We start from the raw sequence: 23705 nt of genomic DNA, 5'->3' as shown, positions 1-23705 counted from the left end.
GTAACAATGAATTTTACCTTAGATAAAAAGGCTAGATAAATTCGAGAATATAGGAGTATTCTTATTGTTGAATCTAAAAATAGATTCTTTAATATGAGTGTTAATATTATTTTTATTAATACCTCTGAATTTTTTTAATCTTTCAGAAATATAGGTATTTAAACTATTTTTTTTATTCATATATCCTAATAATAAATAGGTATTTTTATTTTCATTTAATAATAATTTTGCACAATTGATTTTTCTATTGTTTAATAGGCTCTTTTTAATCTCTTCTTGTATTGAGTACCTAAAATCATTTAATAAAATAATTTCACTATTGTGTTCAATGTAAAAAATCATATTTTTATTAAAATTAAAATATTTTAAGTAGCAATATTTAGGAGAACTATTTAAAGTATGGCAATAGTATAGGTTAATATAGTTTCTTAGAATTTTGTAGTATTTATTAATTGTTACTCTACTAATATCTATTTTAGTTGAGGCTTCACTTGCAGTTAAATCTTCGCTAAAACATTTACAAATATTTGTAAAAGAGTTTTTATCTATTTTTTTATATTTATTCTGTGCTTTAAAAGAAATCATAGACTATTCTAATTAAAAAAAATGTGTAAATTATGTGATTAAAATAGTTAATGAATAGTTCTTTTTTTTGCTTATCATGTATTTATTACTCATAATTTTATTCTAAGTTTAAATCCGAAATAATTCCAAAATATCTTAATTCTAATAATTGTTATCAATAAGGAGTATAAGTGAAATTAAGTAAACAAAAAATATTAGGGCTATCTTTTTGTACAGCCTTTTTAATCCATGGTTCAGTATTCGCAGCTGAAAATAATAAAGAAAAAACATCTCTTGGAACGGTAGAAGTAGTTAGTTCAAATGATTCAGAAACTACAAATTCATATACTGTTGATTCAATGAATAGTGCTACAAAGTTGAATTTATCATTAAGACATACACCACAATCAGTAAATGTACTTACAACACAAAAGCTAAATGATTTAGGAATAACTTCTTATCAAGAGATGCTTACAAATGTTACAGGAGTATCTTTAGATAGATGGGATGAGAGGTTAAAAACTACAGCAAGAGGTTTTGAAATTGATTATTATAAAGTTGATGGTATGCCAACTTATATAACTTATAATGATAGAGATTTAGACCTTGCTATGTTTGATAGAGTTGAAATTGTAAGAGGTGCAAATGGACTTACTACTGGTGCAGGTAATCCTGCATTGAGTATAAATTTAGTTAGAAAAAGAGCAACAAGTAAAGAGTTTAAAGCAGATGCTTCTATTTCTGTAGGTTCATGGGATGCTTATAGTTTTATGACAGATATTTCATCAGCTTTAAATAGTGATGGAAGTATTAGAGGTAGACTTATTGCAAAACATCAGGATAAAAACTCTTTTATGGATGGATATGAAAAAGAGAATAATCTTTTATATGGTGTTGTAGATATGGACTTAACTGATTCTACTTTTGTATCAGTTGGTGCAAGTTATCAAAATATTGAAAGAAAAGGTGTTAGATGGGGTGGTCTTCCTGCTTTTTATAGTGATGGAAGTAAAACTAATTTTGATAGGTCTTTAACTGTTTCTGATGATTGGACATATTGGGATACTGAAGTAAAATCAATATTTGCAAATTTAGAGCAACTTTTATATAAAGATATATCTTTAAACCTTGCTTATTCATATGATGAGATTGATAATAAAAATGCAATGTTATATTTTAAAGGAAAAGTTAATAAAGCAGATGGAAGTGGTATTTCATATATGGATTGGGAGTCAGATAAAACTAATAAACAACATAATTTAGATTTAAATTTAAAACTTCCTTTTGAGTTTGGAAACTTAGCACAAGAGATTATTATTGGAACTTCATATAATAAAGATAAAACAAGTAACTATAAAGGTAGATATCCAAATGGTTATTATTCATCATTACCAAACTTTTTTAATTATGATTTAACTTTAGCAAAAGTTTCAAATGCTGATATACCTTATATAGTTGAGCCAGAAGAAATTGAGCAAAAAGCTATTTATTTAGCTGGAAATTTTTCTCTTACAGAGACTTTAAAGCTAATTGCAGGAGCAAGAGTTTCAAGTTGGGAATATTCAAGTACAGATGAAACAAAAGAAAAAAGAAAATTTGATAATGAGTTAACACCTTATGTAGGAGTGGTTTACGATTTAGATAAAAACCACTCTATTTATGCAAGTTATACAAGTATTTTCAAACCTTCAGATAAGAAAAATAGAAGTGATAACTTTTTAGACCCAATTGAGGGTAAAAACTATGAAACTGGTATAAAAGCAGAATATTTTGATGGAAAATTAAATGCTTCTTTATCTGTTTTTAGAATAGAACAAGATGGAGCTGAAGAAGATGGTACTCCAATTGCTGGGAAACAACCTTATAAATTAGTAAGTGGTGTTGTTAGTAAAGGTTTTGAATTAGATTTAAATGGACAAATTACTGATAATTTAAATCTTAGTTTTGGAGTTGCAAACTATAAGGCTGAGACAGCAGAGGGAGAAAAGTTTGATACAAAAGCTTCAAGAACAACAGCAAATCTTTTTGCTAAATATAGTATGAATAAATTTCAAGTTGGAGCAGGTGTAAATTATAAAAGTAAATTTTATACAGGAGCTGGTGCAGAAAAAATTACACAAAAAGCTTATGCAATAGCAAATGCAATGGCCTCTTATAAGCTTAACAGTAATACAAATCTTCAATTAAATGTGAATAATGTTTTTGATAAAAAATATTACTCAGGAATAGGGGCAAATAGTATGACATATGGGGATCCAAGAAATGTTATGCTTACTTTAAAATATACTTTCTAAAACAATTAGCTAAAAAGGAGCTTTCCTTTTTAGTTAAACTCTCAATTATGATAATAACTATTAATTTTAATTAAAATATACTATAATTCTTTTTATGTTAGAAGAAAAGTATAAAAAATTAAAAGTATTATATGTAGAAGACCAAGAATTAATAAGAGTAAATGCAATCTCTTACTTAAAAAGATTTTTTAGTGAAGTCTATGAAGCTAAAGATGCTTTTGAAGCTATAAATCTTATTGAAAAAGAGCATCCTCATTTAGTAATTACTGATATAAAGATGCCAAAATTAAATGGTCTTGATATGATTAGACAGGTTAGAAAAGAGGATAAAAAAACTCAATTTATTGTTTTGACAGCATTTACAGATAAAGAGTATTTATTAGATGCTATTGATTTAGGTTTAGTTAAATATTTAAGTAAACCTATTAGACATGAAACTATTTTCCCTTTACTTTTACAATGTGCAAAAAACTGTTTAGAAGCTGACTCTAATAAAAAATTTTTTGATAAAAAGAGTTATTTTAATCTATTTGAATCTAAATTAGTGGTAGATGAAGAAGAGATTAAATTAACAAAAAGTGAAATCAAACTTTTAGAACTATTATGTAGAAAATATCCAAATATTGCCTCTTATGATGAACTACAAGACTATATTTGGTTTGATGAATATATGAGTGAAAATGCAGTAAGGCTTTTAGTTCGAGATTTAAGAAAGAAACTTCCTAAAAATAGTATAAAAAATATATCTAAATTGGGTTATAAGATAGAAATTTTATGAGGAAAATAGTTTTTATTTTTTTTATTTTTTATTCTTTTTCTTTTGCTTCTGATAAATTTGGAATAATTGATAAGGTATATATTTCTGAAGATTTTAAAACTTATAAGTTAGCAAAATATAAAGATTATAAAAATAAAAAAGTAGAACAGTTCTCTATAAAAGTAGAACTAAACAAAAATAAGATTTCAAAAAAAACTTATTATTTAAGTGTTGTTTCGGATTATGACAACTTACTCTCTTCAAATATTAAATATATAAAAACCCCTTATCAAATGTTAATTAAATTAGATGAGAAAACCCCTGATAATTTACTCTTTTTTTATAAGTATGAAAATCCTAAAAGAGTAGGTTTTAGGTTAAAAGCAATTAGTGAATTTGAATATAAATACCTTCTTCCTATTGAAGGTATTATTTATGGTTTAGCTTATGGAATAATCTTTTGTGCAGCACTTTACTATTTTATCATTTATCTTTCTATGAAAAAGAGATGTTTTCTTTTTTATTCAACTATGCAACTTTTTGTTCTTTTATCTTTATTTGGTTTTATGATTGTTAGTTTTAAACCCTATCCTTCAGTTTTTGCACAAACAGTAATAGATATTTTTGAAAATCTTAGTTTTATTTTCACTATACTCTTTGCAAAAGAGATATTAAATATTAAAAAAATATACCCTTCTGCTCTTTTTATAATAAAGCTTTTTTTATTTATAAATTTTATAGATATAGGAATAATTCTTGTTCTAAATTACTCGTTACTTTATGAGTATATGCCTTTTTATATTAGTTTTTTAATACCTACATTATTAGGAGTTATTTCTATTTTAAAAGGAGATAAAAAAGCTATAGTTTATACTTTTGGTTGGGCTTTTATGCTTAGCTTTATTTTTATGGCAGAAAAAAATTTAATATCAATAAGTGGTATTTATACTATTCATTTTGTGGCACCTATGGAGTCTTTGATTTTTAGTTTTGCATTAGCTTTTACTTTAAAAAGTTTTGTTCAAGAAAAAAATGAAAAAGAGAAACTTCTAATTCATAAAAATAAGTTAGCCTCAATGGGGGAAATGATAAATAATATTGCTCATCAATGGAGACAGCCTTTGATGCACTTAAGTTTTATAAATATGAATTTACAAATGGCTTCCTATGATAAAAAACTTTCAAAAGAGTATTTAGCAGAAAAAATAGAAGAATCAAATAAGCAATTGGAGTTTATGTCAAATACAATTGATAGTTTTAGAGATTTTTATAAACCACAAAAAGAGAAAGAGAATTTTTTTATATCAAAGGCTGTAAAACAAGCAGTAGAAATTATGTCTGTTTTATTAAATAAAGAAAATATAGAAATAGAAGTTGAAGTAAAAAAAGATAAAGAGATTTGTGCTTATGCAAATGAATATTCTCAAGTAGTATTAAATCTAATTACAAATGCAAAAGATGTTTTAGTACAAAGAAAAATAGCAAAGCCTAAAATAAAAATTACCATAGATAGTTATTCTAATAAATCATTTACCACTGTTTGTGATAATGCAGAGGGAATAAATAAAGTACATATAGAAAAAATATTTGAACCATATTTTACTACAAAAGAGAGTGGAAGTGGAATAGGGCTTTATATGTCTAAAACAATAATCAGCTCACACTTTAAAGGGGAGTTAAAAGTAGAAAATAAAAAAGAAGGTGCTTGTTTTACCATAGAGGTCTAACTAAAAAAGTAGGTCTACTTTTTTAGTTGAGAAGTTAGCATTTTTGTATTTTTTGCACTAAAATATAAAGTAAGGACAAGAAGAACAAAGGCTATTGAAAATAGTACTATAACAGAAGTGTTGATTAATGCACCATGTTGATTTTGAGAAAGCTTTTTACTTGTTTGTGTTTTATCTGTTTTTTTAGTAAAACCTTCCAGAGGTGCAAAACCTTCTTTTACAACTGTATGCCCAGGTCCTCCATCAAGAACTACTTGATACTGCTCTTTTGGAATCTCAATTGTAAGTTCACTTTCCTTGGGAAGTCTTTTTTGATATAAAACCTCTCCTGTAATTAGTGATTCAAGTTTTACTAAAGCCCCTACAGTTTTTTCTCCTGTACTAAAGGCTCCAACTACTGTTATCGTATTGTCTTCATTATCAATAATATCCATAATCAAAGTATGAGCATTTAGATTTAAGCTTAATAGTAAAAGTACAAGTATTGATTTTATTTTCATTAGTTATCCTTTTTTTTAGAAAATAGAAGTTTAAATTCTTCTCTATCTTTTGGTATTTTAAAGCCTATAAATAGAAGTAAAAGTCCAAAAATAAATAGAGCAATATCAACATTTAAGATGATAAACATATTGTTTGTAAATAGTTCAATAGGAGAAAATCCTGACATATAAAAATGAATAAATGGAGTTATCATAAATAAAATTGCACCTAGAACTAAAAACTCTTTTGCTGCTTTAAAAGAACAAACTCTATAAAAAGACCAAGTTAAAGTACTAAGCCAAGCAATAAAAAATAGTCCTTTTTGCCAAAACATTCTCTCTTGCATATCAAATGGTAAAAGCCATTGAAGTAAAAAGATAAAACCAGTTGCAGGAATAACTCCAATCATAACTGTTAAAGATAGTTTTCCAAACCAGTGATAAAAGGGAATTTTATTATCAAACTTTTTAGCTTTTTTCTCTAAGAAAAGCATAACTGCAAAACCAATTGCAACTCCACAAATAGCCATGATAATTGCAATGATAGTTCTTACAAAAATATCAACTCCAAAAAGCAAGTGTAAGAAATATAAAGTATCTGCAAACATACTTGTCCAGTTTCCATCAAGTACTTTTTTGTACTCAATTAAACTTCCATCAACTCCACTTAAAACAACAACTGGATTATTAAATACTCCATTTAGAAAGGGAAAGTTTGGATTATATCCTGTAAGTTCAATTTGTGCAGAGCTATCTTTCCAGTTTATTAGTTTTATTTTGTCAAAGTTGATACTTGGATTTATATCTTCTGCTTTTTGAATTAATTCACTAATTGGAAGCATAGAAACTTGCTCATCATTTTTTTCAACTAAAGCCCTTTGAGGTTTCAATACTGGACCAACTGCTTGCCAAGTATTTGAGATCTCTCCTTTTGAAGAGATATAGGTCATTAAAGTTGAGCCTGAATATCCAATATTCATATAAGCTCCTGTAAGAGTAACTATTACAAAAGGAGCAAATAGCCAAATAAATACTTTTCTATGATATTTAGAGAACTTTCCTTGGTGATTTTTTGGATTATTATTGTATTTTAAATAATAAACTTGAATTAACCCTCCAATAATTAAAAGCATAACCGCTACTGCAACAAGACCAAATACAAAATATCCAACACTCATAAAAGGTCTTCCATAGTGCATATGATTTAAGAACTTTGCTAGCTGAGAATTATCACCTTCATCATTAACTTTTTCCATAGTTTTTGGGTTGAAAACTACTGGCTCTACAAACATATGAGTTACTTTTAAAGCAGGGTCATTGAAGTATCCAGGAAGTTCTATAATAATATTGTTTGTAGGAAAGTTTGGGTCACTAATAACTGGGTCAATCATTTTAGAATAGTTTATCTCTTTGATATTTGCAGCTTCAAAGTGTCGTGAGGGTTTTTCCCATGTTTGAATATAGGGTAAAAAAATTGCAAAAATACCAAAGAAAACACACAGGTACATAAATAAGGAAGCACTAATTCCTACACTTACATGTATTCTTTGAAGTCTTTGTTTAAATAGTTTACTTGCATTTTCCATAGATTAACTTCCTAAAATAAATAATAAGATTCCAATAGCACATATTAAACTAGGAATAAAAACCCTTTTAAGTGCAATTAGTTTTGTATATGAAAGTGCTATCCAAAAAGATAGGACTGCCCATAATAAAGTATAAAGATAAATAGGTATTACAAGTGATTCTCCTAGTGGAGCAGGAATTAAAAAAGTTAATAGAGTCATAAATAAATAAGAGACCAATAGTCCACCAAAAATAGAACATAAAGTTCTAAACAACCCAATTTTTTTTCCGCTGTTTTCAGGTGTTGAGAGATTTTTATATATAGTTTTACAATTTGAATTCAACAATAATACCTTTATTTAATTTTGAGAATTATAATCATTTAACTTAAATTAATACTTAATATCAAAGCTATCATGATAAGTGATTATTTTAAGTTGAGTCTACTCTTTAGTAGAACTCAACTTTAAGATATTAGAAATTTATTTGAGCAGAAATAATAAATGTTCTTCCTTGTCCTGCAACTCTACCAATAGGGCTTACATCAACACCTCTAAAGTAATAATCTTTATCAAAGATATTATTAACTCCAAAGCTCAAATCAGCTGTAAAGTCACTATTGATTTTAACTTCTCTTGAAACTTTTGCATTCCATAAAGTATATGAAGGAACTTCTCCATATTGTCCATTTGCTGATTCTTCTTTTGTATTAGTACTATCAGAAAATGCTTTACTAATATAAAGCCCTGTTAGATTGAATTTATTTTTATCATATTCATAGTCAGATGAGATACTAAATTGATGTTTAGCTACCCAAGGAAGCTGATTTCCTCTATTATCCCCTGTTAATTGTTCTGTATCAAGATATGTATATCCTAAGGCAAACTGTGTATTATCACTTGGTTTAAAATTGATTTGAGTTTCAATACCTTGGTGTCTTGTCTCTCCAAGGTTTTTAAAAGATTGAGTACTTGCTACATATTCAATTTGGTCTTCATAATCAATTCTAAAAAGTGTACTTCCAATACTAAATTTACTATTTGGCTCATATCTAAATCCAAGCTCATAGTTCCAAGCAAGTTCAGCTGCTAAATCGCCATCTTTTCTTACTTGAGCAACTTGTGGAGATTTAAGAGATCTTTGTGCATTTGTAAATAAAAACAGGTCATTTGTTGCTTGATACCCAATACTTAACCCAGGAAGCCAAGACCTCATATCTTTTCTCTTATCTGCAAGTGGGTCATTACTTAAGTTATCACCAAAATCAGTATCAATTTTTTCGTATCTAATCCCTGGTGTAACTTTTAATCTTCCATCCATTAAAGAGATAGTATCACTTAAATAAGCTGCAACAGCATCTGTTTTGATTTTCCAATCTCTAAGTGTATCTTGAACTCCATCACTAAATTTCATTTGATGTAATAAATAATCAACATCTTCTTTTACATATCTTGTTCCAAAAGTAACTTTGTGATTAGCTTTTTCAAAAGTAAATCTAGGTTCTGTTCCAAAAACATCAATTTCTCTATCGGCAACTCTTACAGAATTAGCTGTTCCTGGAGTAAATGAAGAACCTGATGTATTCCAACCCCAATCAAATCTTCTTTCACTTTTTTGTGCATAGTTCATCCAGTAAAACTCTGTATCTTCAGTGAGATTTAACTTATAAGTGATAGAAGCTCTTTTTGTTTTTCCATGAAACTCATCATGAGGTCTTTGTGAAGAACTTTTGTCATCTTTATAATCTTTTGGAAGTTGTGCTCCTGGTAAGTTGGCATCTGCTTTGTAGTATTGAATATTTGATTTTATTTCACTATTATCTGTTGGAAAATACTCTAAATCAAAAATAAAGTTATTTACATTTGTATCAGAATGATCTCTAAATGATTCTCCATTTATATTATTGTATTGAAGTTGTAAACCTAAATTATCATTTATAAAACCACCTGTTCTAAAATAAGTATCAGTTAAAATATTTCCATTATCAGCTGATTGTACAGTTCCTTTTATCGTAGAAGAAGGTTTTGTAGAAATAGGTTTTGTAACAAAGTTTACAACTCCTCCAACATTGTTTGGACCATAATGAACAGCTGCTCCACCTCTTACTATATCAATAGTTTCTAAAGTTTCCATTGTAATTGGAAATAGTGAGAAACTTGAGTGGCTATAAGGAGCAATTGAAGCTGGTATTCCATTTACCATTGCATTTAAATTTGCACTTCTACCAGGTTTTAATCCTCTTAATGAGATATTTGGTAAAACTCCTGTTCCTGTCTCATCTTGAATTTGAATACCTGGTACAACTCTTAGTGCATCTTCAATATTTTTTACAGCAGTTTTACTTAATGTTGCTGAATCAATAATTGTTCTTGCTCCACTATATGTTTTTACATCTTCATAACTTGAATTACCTAACCACTCTCCTTGAACTTCCACTTCTCCTAAGTTATTCGAGCTATTTTTTTCTTTTTTATCTACTATTCTTTTTCTAATTAAGATAGTATTATCTTCAATAATTGCCTCAAGGTTTGTGTTTTTTAATAATTCTTCAAAAGCTTTTTCAATACCTTCTATATTTTTAAAGTTTGATGCTTTTTGATTTTTTAATAGTTTTGCATCAAGCATATATGACATATTTGAATCTTTTGATAATTGTTCAATTGCCTTTTGTAGGGATAAGTTTTCTACTGAATATTGTTTTGCGTATAAGCTTGTTGATAAAGCAAGAGCTAACATTGGTGCAATCAATGTTGATTTCTTTTTAATCATTTGTGTCCTTTAGTTTCTTTTTAGTATTAAGAATGATTATTAAAATTATTCTTTTCGATAATAAGACGGATGAATAAAAAAAATCAGACATCAATTTTTAAAAAATTTTATTTTTTTGTTTTTCTTTTCTATTTTAAGTGCATAAATTTTTGGTAAAGCTTTAATAAAAGAATCAAATTCATTTAGTTGGAATTTACCTGTTATAGCAGTTTGAGAAATATCATAATTTTCAAAGCTAGCTTCAATTTCATTGTATCTTGAAAATTGTTTAATAGCCTCTTGTAAAGGAGTGTCATTAAATAAAATATATCCTTCTTCCCAATTTGCTATTTTATTTATTTGAATTTTATTTAAAGATAATATATTTGAGTTTTCATCTAATAAAAGAGAATCCTCCTTTTTCAATAAAGCGATTGTTTCATATTTATTATTGTTGTTTTCCTTTGATATTTTTACAAGACCTTCTTTTACTTTTATAGAAATCTTTTTATCAAACTTATCAACTTCAAAAGCAGTACCTAAAACTTTTATCTCAGTATTTTTTATATCTATTGTAAAAACTTTTGTTTTATCTTTTGCAACATAAAACATTGCTCGACCTTCATTAAACTTTATTTCTCTTTTATTTTTAAAATAGTTAATTTCTATATCAGAGTTTTTATCTAAAACTATTTTTGTATTATCAGGTAAAAGAATATTCTTATTAATACTATTTTGTGAAACTAGATGATTTGAGTAAGTAGGAGAAACAAACTCATTGTATTTGAAACTTCCAAAACCAAGGGCTAAAATAAATATTGCCGCTGCTGCTAATGGTTTTATTTTTTCAATTATCTTTGTTTTTTTTGCTCCTTTTTTCGCTTTACAGGCTAATTCATCTTTTAATTGAGAAGGAAGAGATTTAAATACCCTTCTAATAGATTTATTTTCTTCATATATCTTTTTGTGTATTTCATTTGAATTTAACCAAAAGTTTAATTCACTTTTTTCTTTTTTATTTAAACCTTCTTCTTCTCTTGTAAGCCAAGATATAGCTATTTGTTCGATATTTTTCATATTTGGCTCCTAATAATTGTTCAATTTGTTTTTGATTTTTTCACTGGCTCTTAGAATATTTTTCTCAACAGCAGCAATGCTTATACCCATTTTTGAAGATATTTCTTTTCTAGAGTATCCTTCAATTACGTGTAAAATAAAGGCTTGTTGACATTTTGGTGGAAGACCTTGAACTATTTTCATTATTTGTTCATATTGGTTTGATTGTACAACTTGTTCTTGGGGTTGTTCTTCTTGGGGAATAGTATGTTCCTCTTCTTCATATAAAGTTACAGATGAATTTTTCTCTTTTCTTGATTGGTCTATTACAATATTTCTTGAGGTTTTGTATAAATAGGCTCTTTCATTATCAATATTTGAGTTTTTATTTACATATAATAATCTGCTATATGCTTCTTGAATAACATCTTTAGCTTTCTCTTTATCACCTATCATTCTTTGAACATAATATATTAACTCTTGATAATATTGAACCACTTTTAATAGAATCCTTTTTGATTTTGAGAAATATTATCATAATTAAAATTTAAAAAAAGTTAGAATTCAAAAGAAATTATTTGAATAGAAACTTGCAAAGCAATCACATAGAAAAAATTAGATATAATCACGAAAATTAAAACTGAAAGATTGATATGATTGACGTAAGACTATTACAAAAAGATTTTGAAACAGTTGCAAATTCACTTACTAGAAAAGGTGTTGAGCAAGAAGTATTAGATAATTTAAAAACTATCTCTGAAGAGGCTAAGGCTAAAAGAAAAGAGATGGAAGATGTAACAGCAGAGCAAAATAAACTTTCAAAAGAGTTTGGAAGATATAAAAAAGAGGGGCTTGATATTGCACCTTTACAAGCAAATATTAATGAATTAAAATCTAAAAAACAAGAGTTAGAAGAGGAAGTAAGAGTTTTAGAAGAGAATTTAACTTCTATAGCACTTGGTGTTCCAAATCTTCCTGATGAAAATGTACCTGATGGTATAGATGAAACTGAAAATATTGTTTTAGAAGTAATTGGAGAAAAGCCTCAATTCTCATTTGAGCCAAAAGAACACTGGGACTTATCTTGTGGTTGGTTAGATTTTGAAAGAGGTGTAAAACTGGCAAAATCTAGATTCTCTGCAATAAAAGGAGAGGGTGCAAGATTAGAAAGAGCTTTAATCAACTATATGCTTGATTTTAACAGAGCAAGAGGTTTTGAAGAGTGGTATGTTCCTTTTATGGCTAATTCAAATACTCTTCAAGGGACAGGACAGTTACCTAAGTTTGAAGATGATTTATTTAAGATTGAAGGAGAAGATTTATATCTTATTCCTACAGCAGAAGTTTCATTAACGAACCTTTATAATGATGAGATTCTTCCCGCTGAAGAGTTACCTCTTCTTTTAACTTCATATACTCCTTGTTTTAGAAAAGAAGCTGGGAGTGCTGGTAGAGATACAAGAGGATTAATTAGACAACATCAATTTGATAAAGTGGAAATGGTTGCTATTACAAAACAAGAAGAGTCAGATGAAATATTTGAAAAGATGGTAAATTGTGCAAGTGATTTATTATCATCTTTAGGTCTTGCTCATCAAAAAGTTATGCTTTGTACAGGAGATTTAGGATTCTCAGCAGCAAAAACTATTGACCTTGAAGTTTGGCTTCCTGGACAAAATAAATATAGAGAAATCTCTTCTATCTCAAATACAAGAGATTTCCAAGCTAGACGAGCAAAAATTAGATATAAAGAGGATAAGAAAAATCTTCTTGCTCATACTTTAAATGGTTCATCATTAGCAGTTGGAAGAACATTACTAGCTATTATGGAAAACTATCAAAATGAAGATGGAACAGTAAGTATTCCAGAAGTGCTTAAAAGATATTTCTAAGAAATCTTACTTTTCTTCATCAAAATTCATATCATAAAGATAACTTGAAATTATTTCAAGTGTATCTTTATCATAGCCTAATTCAGGCATAAGTTCATATTTACTAATCATATCTAACATAATAGATGTCTCTTCTTTAGGTTTTACAACCCAAGTACTCATATAAGAAACAAAATCTTCTTTTTTTGCAAAGGCTTCTTTATATCTTGTAACTATCACTTTTAATGAAGGGGCTGATATATTTTTTGTTTTATGATGACAAGTTGTACAATTTCCTTCTAAGAGTAAATTCCCATAGGAGTTAGCTTCTAAAGATAAAGAAATAAGAAAAGTTAAAAAAATGTATTTCATAATATTTATTATATCAGTTTTTCAGGTTTACCAAAAAAGTAACCTTGTGAATAATCAACACCAATTTCATTTAAAATATTATATATATTTTCATTTTCTACAAATTCTGCAATTGTTTCAATATTTTGTTTTTTTGCAAAAGTTACAATAGTTTCTACAAGACTTCTACTAAATTCATCTGTTTCAATATTTTTTATTAAACTTCCATCTATTTTTAAAATATCAGGTGTGTACTCTAATAGTCTTTCAAAATTAGAATAACCACTTCCAAAATCATCAATTGCAATTTTGACATTCCCCACTTTTTTTACATGGGAAATAAAGTTTTTAACATTTTGAAAATTTTTTATATTTTCATCTTCTAAAAGTTCAAAGGTAACTCGACCTTTATATTTATCTTTTGAGACTAAATTAATAAGTTTATTTCTAATTGCATTGTTCTCTATATCCAGTACGGAAAGGTTAATACTAACATTATGTTCAATATGGTCTAAAATATTAAAGGAGCTTTCTATTACTCTATTTGTGATTTTTGTATAATAGGCACCTTTTTTTGAAACATCTAAAAAATAAAAGGGAGAGACTGTTTCTCCTTCTTCATTTATAAGTCTTACTAAAGACTCATATTTGATTATATTCTTTGTTTTATTATCAATAATAGGTTGAAAATAAGAGATGATTTTAAAATTATCTAAGGCTTTTTTTACCATATGAATTGTTTCAATATTTTTTTGTGCAGTTTTTTGAGCCTCTTCTACAAGATTATTTGCAAAGATTAGATTCATATTTGTATCAATAGCTCTTTCAATTCCATATTTTGCATTTTCAAAAAGATTTTTTTCTCCAATACAATAACTTACTACAATAGAGATATCATACTCGATATTATCAAGTTTTATTGTCTCTTGTTTTGTATTTATAATAAGTTCACTAAGAGTATTTTCTACTTTTTTATCTGCTTTTTCAAGCCTTGAATAGTCACAACTTAAAGCAAATAAACCATCTCCAAGTTTATATATTTTCTCAAAAATCTGACCCTCTTTAGGTAATAAAGCTAAAATAGCATTACCTAAGATAACTTCTATTTTTTCAACACTTCTTGTATCATAAAATTTATCTAAAATATCAAAGTTTTCAATTTGTATTAAAGCTAAGAAAGATTTACTACAAGACTCTAAACTAGCAATAAGTTGTTTCTTTTCACTCATAATTTCAGTTATATCATCTCTTAATGCCATATACTCTATTATCTCGCCTCGATTATCTAAAATAGGTTTTATTGTAGATTTAACAAAATAGCTTTTTCCATCTTTTGTGAGGTTTTTGATAATTCCTGCCCAAGGCTTTTTATCAACTTTAATTGTTTTCCATAGATTTGCAAATAGCTCTTTTGGATTATCTGGATGCCTTACTATATTATGAGGTCTTCCTATTAATTCTATTTCACTATATCCTGAGATTTTGCAAAAATTGTCATTAACAAAAGTAATCATTCCATTTGGATCAGTTTTTGAGATAATAGAACTCTTGTTTGTAATATCTTTATATTGATTTAAAATAGCAAGATTTTTTTCATGTTCTTTTATAAGTTTACATTTCTCTGTTACTTTTAATAGGGTATTGTAAAGTTGCTCTAATTTAATTGGTTTTAATATAAAACCATCAATTCCAGCCATAATTGCTTCATCAATTAATTCTCTTTCATTATGAGCTGTAATTATTATTGAAGGTATATTATAATTGATTTTTCTTGCTTCTAAAATGAGTTTAATACCATTCATAATTGGCATATTTATATCAGTTATGATTAAATCAAAGTTTTTATTATTTTTAAATATTTCTAAAGCTTCATGACCATTTTGGGCTAAAGTTATATCAGTAAAAATTGAAGAAAGAAGTTTCAGTATATTTAATCTAACTTCTTCGTCATCTTCGACATATAAAACTTTTATATCTTCTGCTTTATTTATTAATTCATTTAATTGTACTTTATCAATCATAAGTAACTCTTCTTTTATAAAATTAAATTATTTTACAAAAAAATAGCAGAAAAATCAAAATTAATCGTTATATTTTAGTTATATTTTATAAATAATCATTTGATAAATGTTTTCATATCATAAAGTTTGTCATAAATTGTTATTTTTAAATAACCTTTTCTTATATTATAAAGTTTAAATACCATTATCTCTCCAACTTTAATTTTATTTTTATAAACAGACTTTGAAGATTTAAAATGTCCTATTGCTGTACCAATTGTAACTTTTGGCATTTCTACTTTATATTTTGTATTTACAAAGATTTCTACAAAACAAGTACCATTAAAATCAGAATCAGTTTCTCTTTTGTTTTGGATATGCTCTTTTTTCCCATTTTCATCTGAAATAGTTAATGCGTAAGCATTATATATTTTGGGTGAAGCAAAAAGAAAATTAATAAGTAGTAAATTTATTAGTAAAACTTTTATCATGTTGTATTCTACAATATAATTGTATATTTTTTGTATTTTAGTTACTATTGTGTGTTAGAATACAAAAAATATTTTTTTAGGATAATTATGAATTTTTTTAAATATATTAAAGCAGTAGGAACGGGACCAAAATCAAATAGAGATTTAACAAAAGAAGAGATAATAGAGGCAATTCAAGGGATTTTAGAACAAAAGTGTGAAAATGAACAAGCTGCAGCTTTTTTAATGCTTTTAAGAGTAAAGCTAGAGAGTGAAGATGAGTTAGCAGGTTGTTTACAAGCTTTTGAGAAATATATAAAAAGAGATAATATTCCTGAATCAATTGAGTTAGGATTTTCATATGATGGTAAAACAAATCAGCCATATCTTTTCCCTTTATATGGAAAGATATTAAAAGAGTTTTTTGAGAAAAACAACCAAATCAAGCCTTTAGATATTGTAATTAGTGGTGATTATTGTCAACCTGCAAAAGAGGGGCTTACAGTAAAAGATATTGCTACAAATATAGAATTAGAAGATAATATACATTTTTTTGATAGAAAAGATTACTTTAAAGAGTTATCTGATTTAACTGAACTTAGAAAAAAACTATATATGAGAACAGTTTTTAATACAACAGAAAAACTATTAAATCCTGCAAATTCAAAATACGCGATTACTTCAGCTTTTCATAAACCTTATGTAGAGAAATATACAACTTTATTTGCAAGTAATTATAAAAACTTTTTAGTATTAAAAGGAAATGAAGGTACACCTGAAGTTTTCTCTAACTTTAAATATTGGGTTAAAGAAAATGGGAAAATTGAAGAGAAAAGTGTTGATTTAAAACAGTTAAATATAAACTATACTAGAAAATTTGAAAATATCACACTAGAACAAGCTATTGCTTTTATTCAAAATCCAGATAAAGAGACTATGAAATTAGCTAAGCTAAATGTTGCAATTTTACTTTTTGCTGCAAAGAGAGTAGGTTCAATAAATGAAGCATATAATATGTTAGTTGAAGAGAAGAAAGGATTTTTAAGTTTCTTTAAAAACCTATTTTCATAAAAAATAGACTTAATATCAAGTCTTAAACAAAAAAAATACTCCTTTTTTATATAATTCATTTATTTAAAAGGAGAACCCCTGTTTGATCTGCTAAATTTGACACTTCTTGCTGTATTTATTCCAACTTTTTTTATTGTTTCAATTACACCAGGAATGTGTATGACTCTTGCTCTTAGTATGGGAATGAGTATTGGACTTAAAAGAACATTTTTTATGATGTATGGTGAATTAATTGGTGTTGGTCTTGTAGCAAGTGCTTCGGTAATTGGAGTAGCTACAATAATGTTAAAATATCCAACAATATTTTTAGTTCTAAAGTATGGTGGTGGAGCTTATTTAATCTATTTAGGTATTCAAATGTGGATGTCAAAAGGGAAAATGGCCATAAACCTTGATGAGTGTAGTTTTAATGTTTCTAAAAAAAGTTTAGCATTACAAGGTTTTTTAACTGCAATAGCAAATCCAAAAGGGTGGGCTTTTTTTATCGCTTTATTACCTCCTTTTATTGATAAAAATTTAGAATTAGCACCACAACTTTCTGTATTACTTGCAATTATTTTATTATTAGAGTTTATGTGTTTAATTATATATGCAACAGGTGGAAATACTCTAAGAAGACTTTTACAAAATAGTAATAATGTAAGATTGATTAATAAAATTGCTGGAATTATGATGATAGGAATAGGAATTTGGTTAGCTTCAAGCTAAGTAAAAAGTTATAATGAAACTATTAATAAAATCTATTTTAATTTTAGCTACTATTTTTACAGCTACACTTCTGATAATAAAATTTAGTGGAGTATTGACAGTTCAAGATATAAAAGAGATATTTGCAACTTTAAAATCTCAGCCTTCATATATTTTAGGTGGATTAATAGTATTACTTCTTTTTGTAGATTTATTTATTGCTGTTCCAACTATGACAATAATTATTTTAGCAGGATATTTTATTGGTTTTGAGTTAGCTGTACTTTATACTTTTATAGGTCTTTTTTCTGCTTCAATTACAGGATATTTATTATCAAGAAAACATGGTAAAAAGATTCTTGATAAACTTTCAAGTGATGAGCAACAAAAGATGGAGATGACAGAGCTATTTAATAAATATGGTGTTTTAGTTTTAATTCTTTCAAGAGCTGTTCCTATGCTTCCTGAAATCTCGTCATGTTTAGCAGGAACTTGTAAAATGTCTTTTAAAAGATTCTTTTTTGCTTGGTCTTTAGGGACAATCCCTTATTTATGTGTTATTGCCTATGCCGGTTCTATTTCAAATTTAGATAATCCAATGCCAGCAATTTATGCAGCTTTAGGTGTAACTTTTGTTTTTTGGTTGTTATGGTTAATTTTTATGAAGAGAAACAAAATTAAATTAAGAGCTTAATATTTTAATTCACAAAGATAAGAGTTCTTTGTGAATTAAGTTTTTTAGTGGTCTAAAATTTGCTCTAGGAAGAGTTTTAATCTATCAGATTGTGGGTTTTCAAAGAACTCTGTTGGAGTATTCTCTTCTACAATTTGTCCAGCATCCATAAAGATAACTCTATCTGCTACTTTTTTAGCAAAGCCCATCTCATGCGTAACACAAACCATAGTAATACCTTCTTCAGCAAGTTCAACCATTACATCAAGAACTTCTCCAATCATCTCTGGGTCTAATGCTGATGTTGGTTCATCAAAAAGCATGATTTCTGGATTATTACAAAGGCATCTAGCAATAGCAACTCTTTGTTGTTGACCACCAGATAATTGATTTGGATATTTATGAGCTTGTTCTGCAATTTTTACTCTTTCTAAATAGTGCATTGCAGTCTCAATTGCCTCTTTTTTGGGTCTATTTGAAACCCAAGTTGGAGCAAGGATTAGATTTTCTAAGATTGATAAATGTGGGAAAAGATTAAAGTGTTGAAATACCATTCCCACATGTGTTCTAATCTCTCTAATTCTTTTTACATCTTCTGTTAACTCTAAACCATTAATTATAATTTGTCCCTCTTGGAATTGTTCAAGTCTATTCATACATCTAATAGTTGTAGATTTACCTGAACCAGAAGGTCCACAAATTACGATTCTCTCACCTTTTTTTACTTTTAAGTTAACATCTTTAAGAACATGAAAATCACCATACCACTTATTTACATTGTTCATTTCTATCATATATTCTAATTCACTCATTATCTTTTCCTATCTATGATCTGTATTAAATTTTTCTTCTAATGATTTAGCATATTTAGACATACTAAAACAAATTACCCAATAAATTAGTGTTACAAATACGTAACCCTCTGTCTCAAAACCTAACCATTTTGGATCAGTTGATGTTAATGTAACCATCGCTAAGACATCAAATAAACCAATAATTAGTACTAAGGTTGTATCTTTAAATAATGAAATAAAAGACCCAACAATATTTGGAATTGATATCTTAAGTGCTTGAGGTAAGATAATTAATCCCATTGTTTGCCAATATGTTAAACCAATTGAATCAGCAGCTTCATATTGACCTTTTGGAATTGCTTGTAAACCTCCTCTTATAACTTCTGCAATATAAGCAGCTTGGAAAAGAGTAATACCAATTAAGGCTCTAAGAAGTTTATCAAAATCCATATTTTCTGGAAAAAATAGAGGTAAAATTACAGAAGACATGAATAGAAGGGTAATTAAAGGAACACCTCTAATAAACTCAATATACATAATACTGATTGTCTTTATAATTGGCATTTTTGATTGTCTTCCTAAAGCAAATAAAATACCAATAGGAAAAGATACAATAATACCAACAGCTGCAACAACAATAGTAAGTAATAAACCACCCCATTTAGTTGTAGGAATAATCTCTAATCCAAAACCACCGTATAATAAAACTACAGAGATTACAGGAAATGATAAAACAATAAAAGCCCGAACTAAAGTATTATTTATTTTCTTAAATCCATAAATATATAAAAGGAAAATAAATAGAACTAAATTTGGTCTATAATATTGGTCTTCTGGATAAAAACCATAAATAAATTGATTGAATTTTTCAAATATAAAAATCCATCTTGCACCATCTTTAGTAATCTCTTCTTTTGTTCCTGTCCATGTTGCATCAAAAATCATCCAATCTAATAGTGGTGGAATTGTAAGATATAAAAGAACAAAAGATAGTATTGTTAAAATTGAACTAGTTATATCTGAAAATAGATTTTCTCTTAACCAGTGCGTGATCCCTTTTGTATTTCTAGGAGCTGGTCTAGCTTGTTTTGATTCAAAAGTAGCCATTATCTCTCCTTTATCTTCATTTTTTCATTAGCATAGTTCATAATAAGTGAGATAACAATACTAATAGTTAAATAAACAGCCATTGTCATTAAGATAATTTCAATTGCTTGTCCAACTTGATTTAAAGAAGTTCCTGCAAATATCGTTACTAACTCAGGATATCCAATTGCAGTTGCAAGTGATGAGTTCTTTGTTAGATTTAGATATTGATTAATTACAGGAGGAATAATAACTCTAAGTGCTTGAGGTAAAACTACTTTTTTTAAGATAATATGATCTTTTAAACCTAAAGCATGAGCTGCCTCTTTTTGTCCTTTTGGAACTGCTTCAATTCCTGCTCTTACTGCTTCAGCTATATAAGTAGCTGTATAAATACTAAGAGCAAAGGCTAGGGCTAGTAACTCAGGAATTAGAGTCCAACCACCTTTAAAGTTGAAGCCTTTAAGTTCGGCATACTCTAAAGTTGCAGGAGTTCCACTTACAAAAAATACTAAAGTTGGAGCTACAATTAAAATTGCTAATGAAGTCCAAACTACAGGAAATTCTTCTCCTGTTTCATCATGCTTAGTTTTAGCCCATTTTACTAAATAAGCACAAGCAATTAGTCCTAAAATAAATGCAATTATAACTGCAATAAATCCACTTTCTAAAATAGGTTTAGGAATATAAAGTCCTCTATTATTTAAGAAAATTGAATCAAAATAAGAGAATGATTGTCGTGGATTTGGGAGTGAAGCTAATACAACATTATACCAAAACAGTATTTGTAAAAGAATAGGAATATTTCTGAATGTTTCAACATAAATCATACAAAGTTTTGAAACCATAAAGTTTTTTGAAAGTCTTCCAATTCCAATTAGTAAACCAATTATTGAAGCAAAAAATATACCAATTGCTGAAACTAAAAGAGTATTTAAAAGTCCAACTATAAAGACTTTTCCATGACTATTAGATTCATCATATTCAATCAAAGATTGTAAGATACCGAATCCTGCTTCACTACTTAAGAAGTCAAATCCTGTATTAATTCCACGTTTTTCAATATTTGTAAACATATTATTTAAAATAAAATATGTAAAGATAAATATTGCTGCAAGTGCAAGTATTTGATAAATGATAGCTCTTTTTTCAGGATTATTATAAAAGGCTACATTTTCTTGAGGCTCTTTTCTATATTTTTTCATTTTATTACCTTGATATTTAAAGAAAAAGGAAAATCCTTTCTCTTTTATTAAATAATTAAGTATTTCTACTTTTATTATCTAATTGGTGCTCCATATTGAAGACCACCATCTTTCCAAAGTTTATTTAAACCTCTATCAATTTGTAAAGGAGAACCTTTCCCTACATTTCTTTCAAAAACTTCTCCATAATTACCAACTTGTTTAATGATATTGTATGCCCATTTCGCATCTAATCCCATTTGCTCACCAATTTTTCCTGATACTCCAAGAAGTCTTTGAATACTTGGATTGCTTGAATTTAACATTTGGTCAACATTTTGAGAGTTTACTCCTAGTTCTTCTGCATTTAACATTGCAATATGTGTCCATCTTACAATATTAAACCATTTATCATCACCTTGTCTAACAACAGGCCCTAAAGGCTCTTTTGAAATAATTTCAGGTAAAACAAATGCTGAACTTGGATCTTTTAATTGAGTTCTTAATGCATATAATTGAGAAGCATCTGATGTTACAACATCACATCTACCAGCTTTAAACCCTTCAATAACTTGTGCTGCTGTATCATATGTTACAGGAGTATATTCCATCTTATTTGCTTTAAAATAGTCTGTTAAGTTAAGTTCTGTTGTAGTTCCCGCTTGAATACAAAATGCAGCTCCATCTAACTCTTTTGCTGATTTTACACCTAGCTTTTTAGAAACAAGGAATCCTTGCCCATCATAATAGTTAGCACCAATAAAGTTTAATCCTAAAGAAGTATCTCTTGTTGCTGTCCATGTTGTATTTCTTGCTAAAACATCAATTTCACCACTTTGTAAAGCAGTAAATCTCTCTTTTGCATTTAAATGAGCATATTTAACTTTAGATGCATCACCTAAAACTGCTGCTGAAACAGCCTTACAAAAATCTACATCAATACCTTTCCAAACACCATCTGTATCAGGAGCAGCAAAACCAGCAAGACCAGTATTTAGTCCACAACTTAAATAACCCTTTTTCTTTGTATCATCTAATGTATCTGCCATAGATACCGTTGCAGTCATTGCTAAAGCAGCAAGACTTAATGTAGCAGTTTTAAATAATTTCATCTTTCTATCCTTTTTTTAGTTTCACAATAATTATATAAACTAAATATAGCAATTGTGTAGCAATGACAATTATATTGTATAAAATTACCAACTTTAAAAAATTTTTGTATAATTAATGAGCAATTTTGACACTATTTATAAATTACATTTAATACATTATTAATATGTAAATTACTAAAACTATGTTTGTCAAATTTAAGCAGTTTTATAATAAGCTTATGAAATTTTTCATTTTGGAGAGTTAATGCTAGTAGATGGATTTGGTAGAAAAGTAGACTATTTAAGGGTTTCTGTAACGGAAAGATGTAATTTTAGGTGTCAATATTGTATGCCTGAAAAACCATTTTCTTGGGTTCCAAAAGAGGAATTATTAAGTTATGAAGATCTTTTTGAATTTATAAAAGTTGGAATAGATGAAGGTATTAAAAAAGTAAGAATTACTGGTGGAGAACCTTTATTAAGAGAAGGATTAGAAAACTTTATCCAAATGATAGCATCATATAAAGAAGATATAGACTTAGCATTAACAACAAATGGGTTTTTATTAGACCAAGCTGCACAAAAATTAAAAGATGCAGGACTTAAAAGAATAAATGTCTCTTTAGACTCTTTAAAAGATGAAGTTGCAGCTAAAATTGCACAAAAAAATGTTTTAAAGAAAGTATTAAAAGGTATTGAAGCTGCTGATAAAGTAGGATTAAAAATTAAAATTAATTGTGTACCTATGAAAGGTATCAATGATGATGAGCTTGTAGATATTTTAAATTTTTGTAAAGAGAAGGGTTATCCTGTAAGATATATTGAATATATGGAGAACTCTCATGCAAAAGATACAGCAAAAGGTCTTACAAGTGAAGAGATTCAAGAGATAATAAAAAAATCATATAACTTTAAAAAACAAGAAAGAACAGGACCTTCTCCTTCTCAAGATTATAAATTAGATGATGGTTATGTTTTTGGAATAATTGAACCTCATAAAGATGATTTCTGTGCTACATGTAATAGAATAAGATTAACTGCAAGTGGAGTATTAATTCCATGTTTATATTTTGAAGATGCACAAAGTATTAAAGAAGCAATTCAAGCAAAAGATATTAAAAAAGCAGCAGCAATATTAAAAGATGTTTTAGCAAATAAACCTGAAAAGAATAAGTGGTCTACAGAGGATAATAGTGAGACTTCAACAAGAGCATTTTATGAGACGGGAGGCTGATA

General features: G+C 27.6%; 22 protein-coding genes. 8 read left to right on the top strand and 14 right to left on the bottom strand.

Translation table 11 applies throughout. The features are described 5' to 3' along the window. Positions 1–18: 18 nt before the first annotated feature. On the bottom strand, positions 19–585 hold the full coding sequence (locus ABIV_RS10980) for a hypothetical protein (protein WP_114839919.1): 567 nt from the start codon (positions 583–585) through the stop codon (positions 19–21). A gap of 170 nt (positions 586–755) precedes the next feature. Between ABIV_RS10980 and ABIV_RS10975 the strand changes: the two genes are divergently transcribed. From ABIV_RS10975 to ABIV_RS10965, 3 genes are all read left to right on the top strand, one after another. Further along, positions 756–2858, top strand: a complete 2103-nt coding sequence (locus tag ABIV_RS10975; protein WP_114839918.1) for a TonB-dependent siderophore receptor — start codon at positions 756–758, stop codon at positions 2856–2858. A 94-nt stretch (positions 2859–2952) separates the two neighbouring features. Further along, positions 2953–3636, top strand: coding sequence for a response regulator transcription factor (locus ABIV_RS10970; protein ID WP_114839917.1), 684 nt, complete (start codon positions 2953–2955; stop codon positions 3634–3636). Next, the gene (locus ABIV_RS10965; RefSeq protein ID WP_114839916.1) at positions 3633–5342 is read left to right on the top strand and encodes a sensor histidine kinase; all 1710 of its coding nucleotides are present in this window, start codon (positions 3633–3635) and stop codon (positions 5340–5342) included. The genes ABIV_RS10970 and ABIV_RS10965 overlap by 4 nt, the downstream gene beginning before the upstream one ends. Positions 5343–5356: 14 nt before the next feature. On the opposite strand, the gene ABIV_RS10960 is transcribed toward ABIV_RS10965, so the two are convergent. The 6 genes from ABIV_RS10960 to ABIV_RS10935 all read right to left on the bottom strand — a co-directional run bounded on the left by ABIV_RS10960 (position 5357) and on the right by ABIV_RS10935 (position 11689). Beyond that, positions 5357–5842, bottom strand: a complete 486-nt coding sequence (locus tag ABIV_RS10960; protein WP_228254297.1) for a hypothetical protein — start codon at positions 5840–5842, stop codon at positions 5357–5359. After that, positions 5842–7407, bottom strand: coding sequence for a PepSY-associated TM helix domain-containing protein (locus ABIV_RS10955; protein ID WP_114839915.1), 1566 nt, complete (start codon positions 7405–7407; stop codon positions 5842–5844). The genes ABIV_RS10960 and ABIV_RS10955 overlap by 1 nt, the downstream gene beginning before the upstream one ends. Before the next feature lie 3 nt (positions 7408–7410). Then, a complete protein-coding gene (locus ABIV_RS10950; protein ID WP_114839914.1) occupies positions 7411–7731 on the bottom strand; it encodes a hypothetical protein in 321 nt (106 codons plus the stop codon). A gap of 130 nt (positions 7732–7861) precedes the next feature. Further along, on the bottom strand, positions 7862–10156 hold the full coding sequence (locus ABIV_RS10945) for a TonB-dependent siderophore receptor (RefSeq protein WP_114839913.1): 2295 nt from the start codon (positions 10154–10156) through the stop codon (positions 7862–7864). Positions 10157–10246: 90 nt separating this feature from the next. Continuing rightward, positions 10247–11212, bottom strand: coding sequence for a FecR family protein (locus ABIV_RS10940; RefSeq protein WP_114839912.1), 966 nt, complete (start codon positions 11210–11212; stop codon positions 10247–10249). A 9-nt stretch (positions 11213–11221) separates the two neighbouring features. Continuing rightward, the gene (locus ABIV_RS10935; RefSeq protein WP_114839911.1) at positions 11222–11689 is read right to left on the bottom strand and encodes an RNA polymerase sigma factor; all 468 of its coding nucleotides are present in this window, start codon (positions 11687–11689) and stop codon (positions 11222–11224) included. 155 nt (positions 11690–11844) lie between these two features. On the opposite strand from ABIV_RS10935, the gene serS reads away from it, so the two are divergent. Beyond that, the gene (gene serS / locus ABIV_RS10930; protein ID WP_114839910.1) at positions 11845–13083 is read left to right on the top strand and encodes a serine--tRNA ligase; all 1239 of its coding nucleotides are present in this window, start codon (positions 11845–11847) and stop codon (positions 13081–13083) included. Positions 13084–13089: 6 nt separating this feature from the next. Here the strand turns inward: serS and ABIV_RS10925 are convergent, their stop codons facing one another. The 3 genes from ABIV_RS10925 to ABIV_RS10915 form a co-directional block, all read right to left on the bottom strand. Next, positions 13090–13434, bottom strand: coding sequence for a c-type cytochrome (locus ABIV_RS10925; protein WP_205526928.1), 345 nt, complete (start codon positions 13432–13434; stop codon positions 13090–13092). Positions 13435–13442: 8 nt separating this feature from the next. After that, a complete protein-coding gene (locus ABIV_RS10920) occupies positions 13443–15434 on the bottom strand; it encodes an EAL domain-containing response regulator (RefSeq protein ID WP_114839909.1) in 1992 nt (663 codons plus the stop codon). Positions 15435–15529: 95 nt separating this feature from the next. Continuing rightward, positions 15530–15904: a hypothetical protein gene (locus ABIV_RS10915; RefSeq protein ID WP_114839908.1), complete on the bottom strand. Its 375-nt coding sequence runs from the start codon at positions 15902–15904 to the stop codon at positions 15530–15532. A gap of 87 nt (positions 15905–15991) precedes the next feature. Here ABIV_RS10915 and ABIV_RS10910 point away from each other — a divergent pair, with 87 nt between their 5' ends. The 3 genes from ABIV_RS10910 (at position 15992) to ABIV_RS10900 (ending at position 18335) form a co-directional block, all read left to right on the top strand. Further along, a complete protein-coding gene (locus ABIV_RS10910; RefSeq protein ID WP_114839907.1) occupies positions 15992–16954 on the top strand; it encodes a glycosyl transferase in 963 nt (320 codons plus the stop codon). Positions 16955–17050: 96 nt separating this feature from the next. Next, positions 17051–17662 carry a LysE family translocator gene (locus ABIV_RS10905; protein ID WP_228254296.1) on the top strand — a complete coding sequence of 204 codons (612 nt, stop codon included), beginning with the start codon at positions 17051–17053 and terminating at the stop codon, positions 17660–17662. A 13-nt stretch (positions 17663–17675) separates the two neighbouring features. After that, positions 17676–18335, top strand: coding sequence for a VTT domain-containing protein (locus ABIV_RS10900; RefSeq protein WP_114839905.1), 660 nt, complete (start codon positions 17676–17678; stop codon positions 18333–18335). Positions 18336–18379: 44 nt separating this feature from the next. Here ABIV_RS10900 and ABIV_RS10895 read toward each other — a convergent pair whose 3' ends face one another. The 4 genes from ABIV_RS10895 to ABIV_RS10880 all read right to left on the bottom strand — a co-directional run bounded on the left by ABIV_RS10895 (position 18380) and on the right by ABIV_RS10880 (position 22490). Next, positions 18380–19126 (bottom strand): amino acid ABC transporter ATP-binding protein, encoded by a 747-nt coding sequence (locus ABIV_RS10895; RefSeq protein ID WP_114839904.1) that lies wholly within the window; start codon positions 19124–19126, stop codon positions 18380–18382. 9 nt (positions 19127–19135) lie between these two features. Then, on the bottom strand, positions 19136–20215 hold the full coding sequence (locus ABIV_RS10890) for an amino acid ABC transporter permease (RefSeq protein ID WP_114839903.1): 1080 nt from the start codon (positions 20213–20215) through the stop codon (positions 19136–19138). Next, a complete protein-coding gene (locus tag ABIV_RS10885; protein WP_114839902.1) occupies positions 20215–21399 on the bottom strand; it encodes an amino acid ABC transporter permease in 1185 nt (394 codons plus the stop codon). Before ABIV_RS10885 ends, ABIV_RS10890 begins: the two co-directional genes overlap by 1 nt. Before the next feature lie 74 nt (positions 21400–21473). Further along, positions 21474–22490: an amino acid ABC transporter substrate-binding protein gene (locus tag ABIV_RS10880; protein ID WP_114839901.1), complete on the bottom strand. Its 1017-nt coding sequence runs from the start codon at positions 22488–22490 to the stop codon at positions 21474–21476. Between the two features lie 244 nt (positions 22491–22734). Between ABIV_RS10880 and moaA the strand changes: the two genes are divergently transcribed. Then, the gene (moaA, locus tag ABIV_RS10875) at positions 22735–23703 is read left to right on the top strand and encodes a GTP 3',8-cyclase MoaA (RefSeq protein WP_114839900.1); all 969 of its coding nucleotides are present in this window, start codon (positions 22735–22737) and stop codon (positions 23701–23703) included. Positions 23704–23705 lie beyond the last annotated feature (2 nt).

The sequence above is a fragment of the Halarcobacter bivalviorum genome (assembly GCF_003346815.1).
GTDB lineage: Bacteria > Campylobacterota > Campylobacteria > Campylobacterales > Arcobacteraceae > Halarcobacter > Halarcobacter bivalviorum.
The sequence above is the reverse complement of the archived record's forward strand: the minus strand, read 5'-3'. Positions and strand labels throughout refer to the sequence as shown.

What these genes read in the sequence shown, in the direction of transcription:
- ABIV_RS10895 (WP_114839904.1), bottom strand. Translation starts at nt 19,126, where the DNA reads ATGAGTGAATTAGAATATATGATAGAAATGAACAATGTAAATAAGTGG.
- ABIV_RS10920 (WP_114839909.1), bottom strand. Translation starts at nt 15,434, where the DNA reads ATGATTGATAAAGTACAATTAAATGAATTAATAAATAAAGCAGAAGAT.
- ABIV_RS10890 (WP_114839903.1), bottom strand. Translation starts at nt 20,215, where the DNA reads ATGGCTACTTTTGAATCAAAACAAGCTAGACCAGCTCCTAGAAATACA.
- ABIV_RS10900 (WP_114839905.1), top strand. Translation starts at nt 17,676, where the DNA reads ATGAAACTATTAATAAAATCTATTTTAATTTTAGCTACTATTTTTACA.
- ABIV_RS10970 (WP_114839917.1), top strand. Translation starts at nt 2,953, where the DNA reads ATGTTAGAAGAAAAGTATAAAAAATTAAAAGTATTATATGTAGAAGAC.
- ABIV_RS10910 (WP_114839907.1), top strand. Translation starts at nt 15,992, where the DNA reads ATGAATTTTTTTAAATATATTAAAGCAGTAGGAACGGGACCAAAATCA.
- ABIV_RS10955 (WP_114839915.1), bottom strand. Translation starts at nt 7,407, where the DNA reads ATGGAAAATGCAAGTAAACTATTTAAACAAAGACTTCAAAGAATACAT.
- ABIV_RS10980 (WP_114839919.1), bottom strand. Translation starts at nt 585, where the DNA reads ATGATTTCTTTTAAAGCACAGAATAAATATAAAAAAATAGATAAAAAC.
- serS (WP_114839910.1), top strand. Translation starts at nt 11,845, where the DNA reads ATGATTGACGTAAGACTATTACAAAAAGATTTTGAAACAGTTGCAAAT.
- ABIV_RS10945 (WP_114839913.1), bottom strand. Translation starts at nt 10,156, where the DNA reads ATGATTAAAAAGAAATCAACATTGATTGCACCAATGTTAGCTCTTGCT.
- moaA (WP_114839900.1), top strand. Translation starts at nt 22,735, where the DNA reads ATGCTAGTAGATGGATTTGGTAGAAAAGTAGACTATTTAAGGGTTTCT.
- ABIV_RS10915 (WP_114839908.1), bottom strand. Translation starts at nt 15,904, where the DNA reads ATGATAAAAGTTTTACTAATAAATTTACTACTTATTAATTTTCTTTTT.
- ABIV_RS10960 (WP_228254297.1), bottom strand. Translation starts at nt 5,842, where the DNA reads ATGAAAATAAAATCAATACTTGTACTTTTACTATTAAGCTTAAATCTA.
- ABIV_RS10880 (WP_114839901.1), bottom strand. Translation starts at nt 22,490, where the DNA reads ATGAAATTATTTAAAACTGCTACATTAAGTCTTGCTGCTTTAGCAATG.
- ABIV_RS10940 (WP_114839912.1), bottom strand. Translation starts at nt 11,212, where the DNA reads ATGAAAAATATCGAACAAATAGCTATATCTTGGCTTACAAGAGAAGAA.
- ABIV_RS10965 (WP_114839916.1), top strand. Translation starts at nt 3,633, where the DNA reads ATGAGGAAAATAGTTTTTATTTTTTTTATTTTTTATTCTTTTTCTTTT.
- ABIV_RS10925 (WP_205526928.1), bottom strand. Translation starts at nt 13,434, where the DNA reads ATGAAATACATTTTTTTAACTTTTCTTATTTCTTTATCTTTAGAAGCT.
- ABIV_RS10885 (WP_114839902.1), bottom strand. Translation starts at nt 21,399, where the DNA reads ATGAAAAAATATAGAAAAGAGCCTCAAGAAAATGTAGCCTTTTATAAT.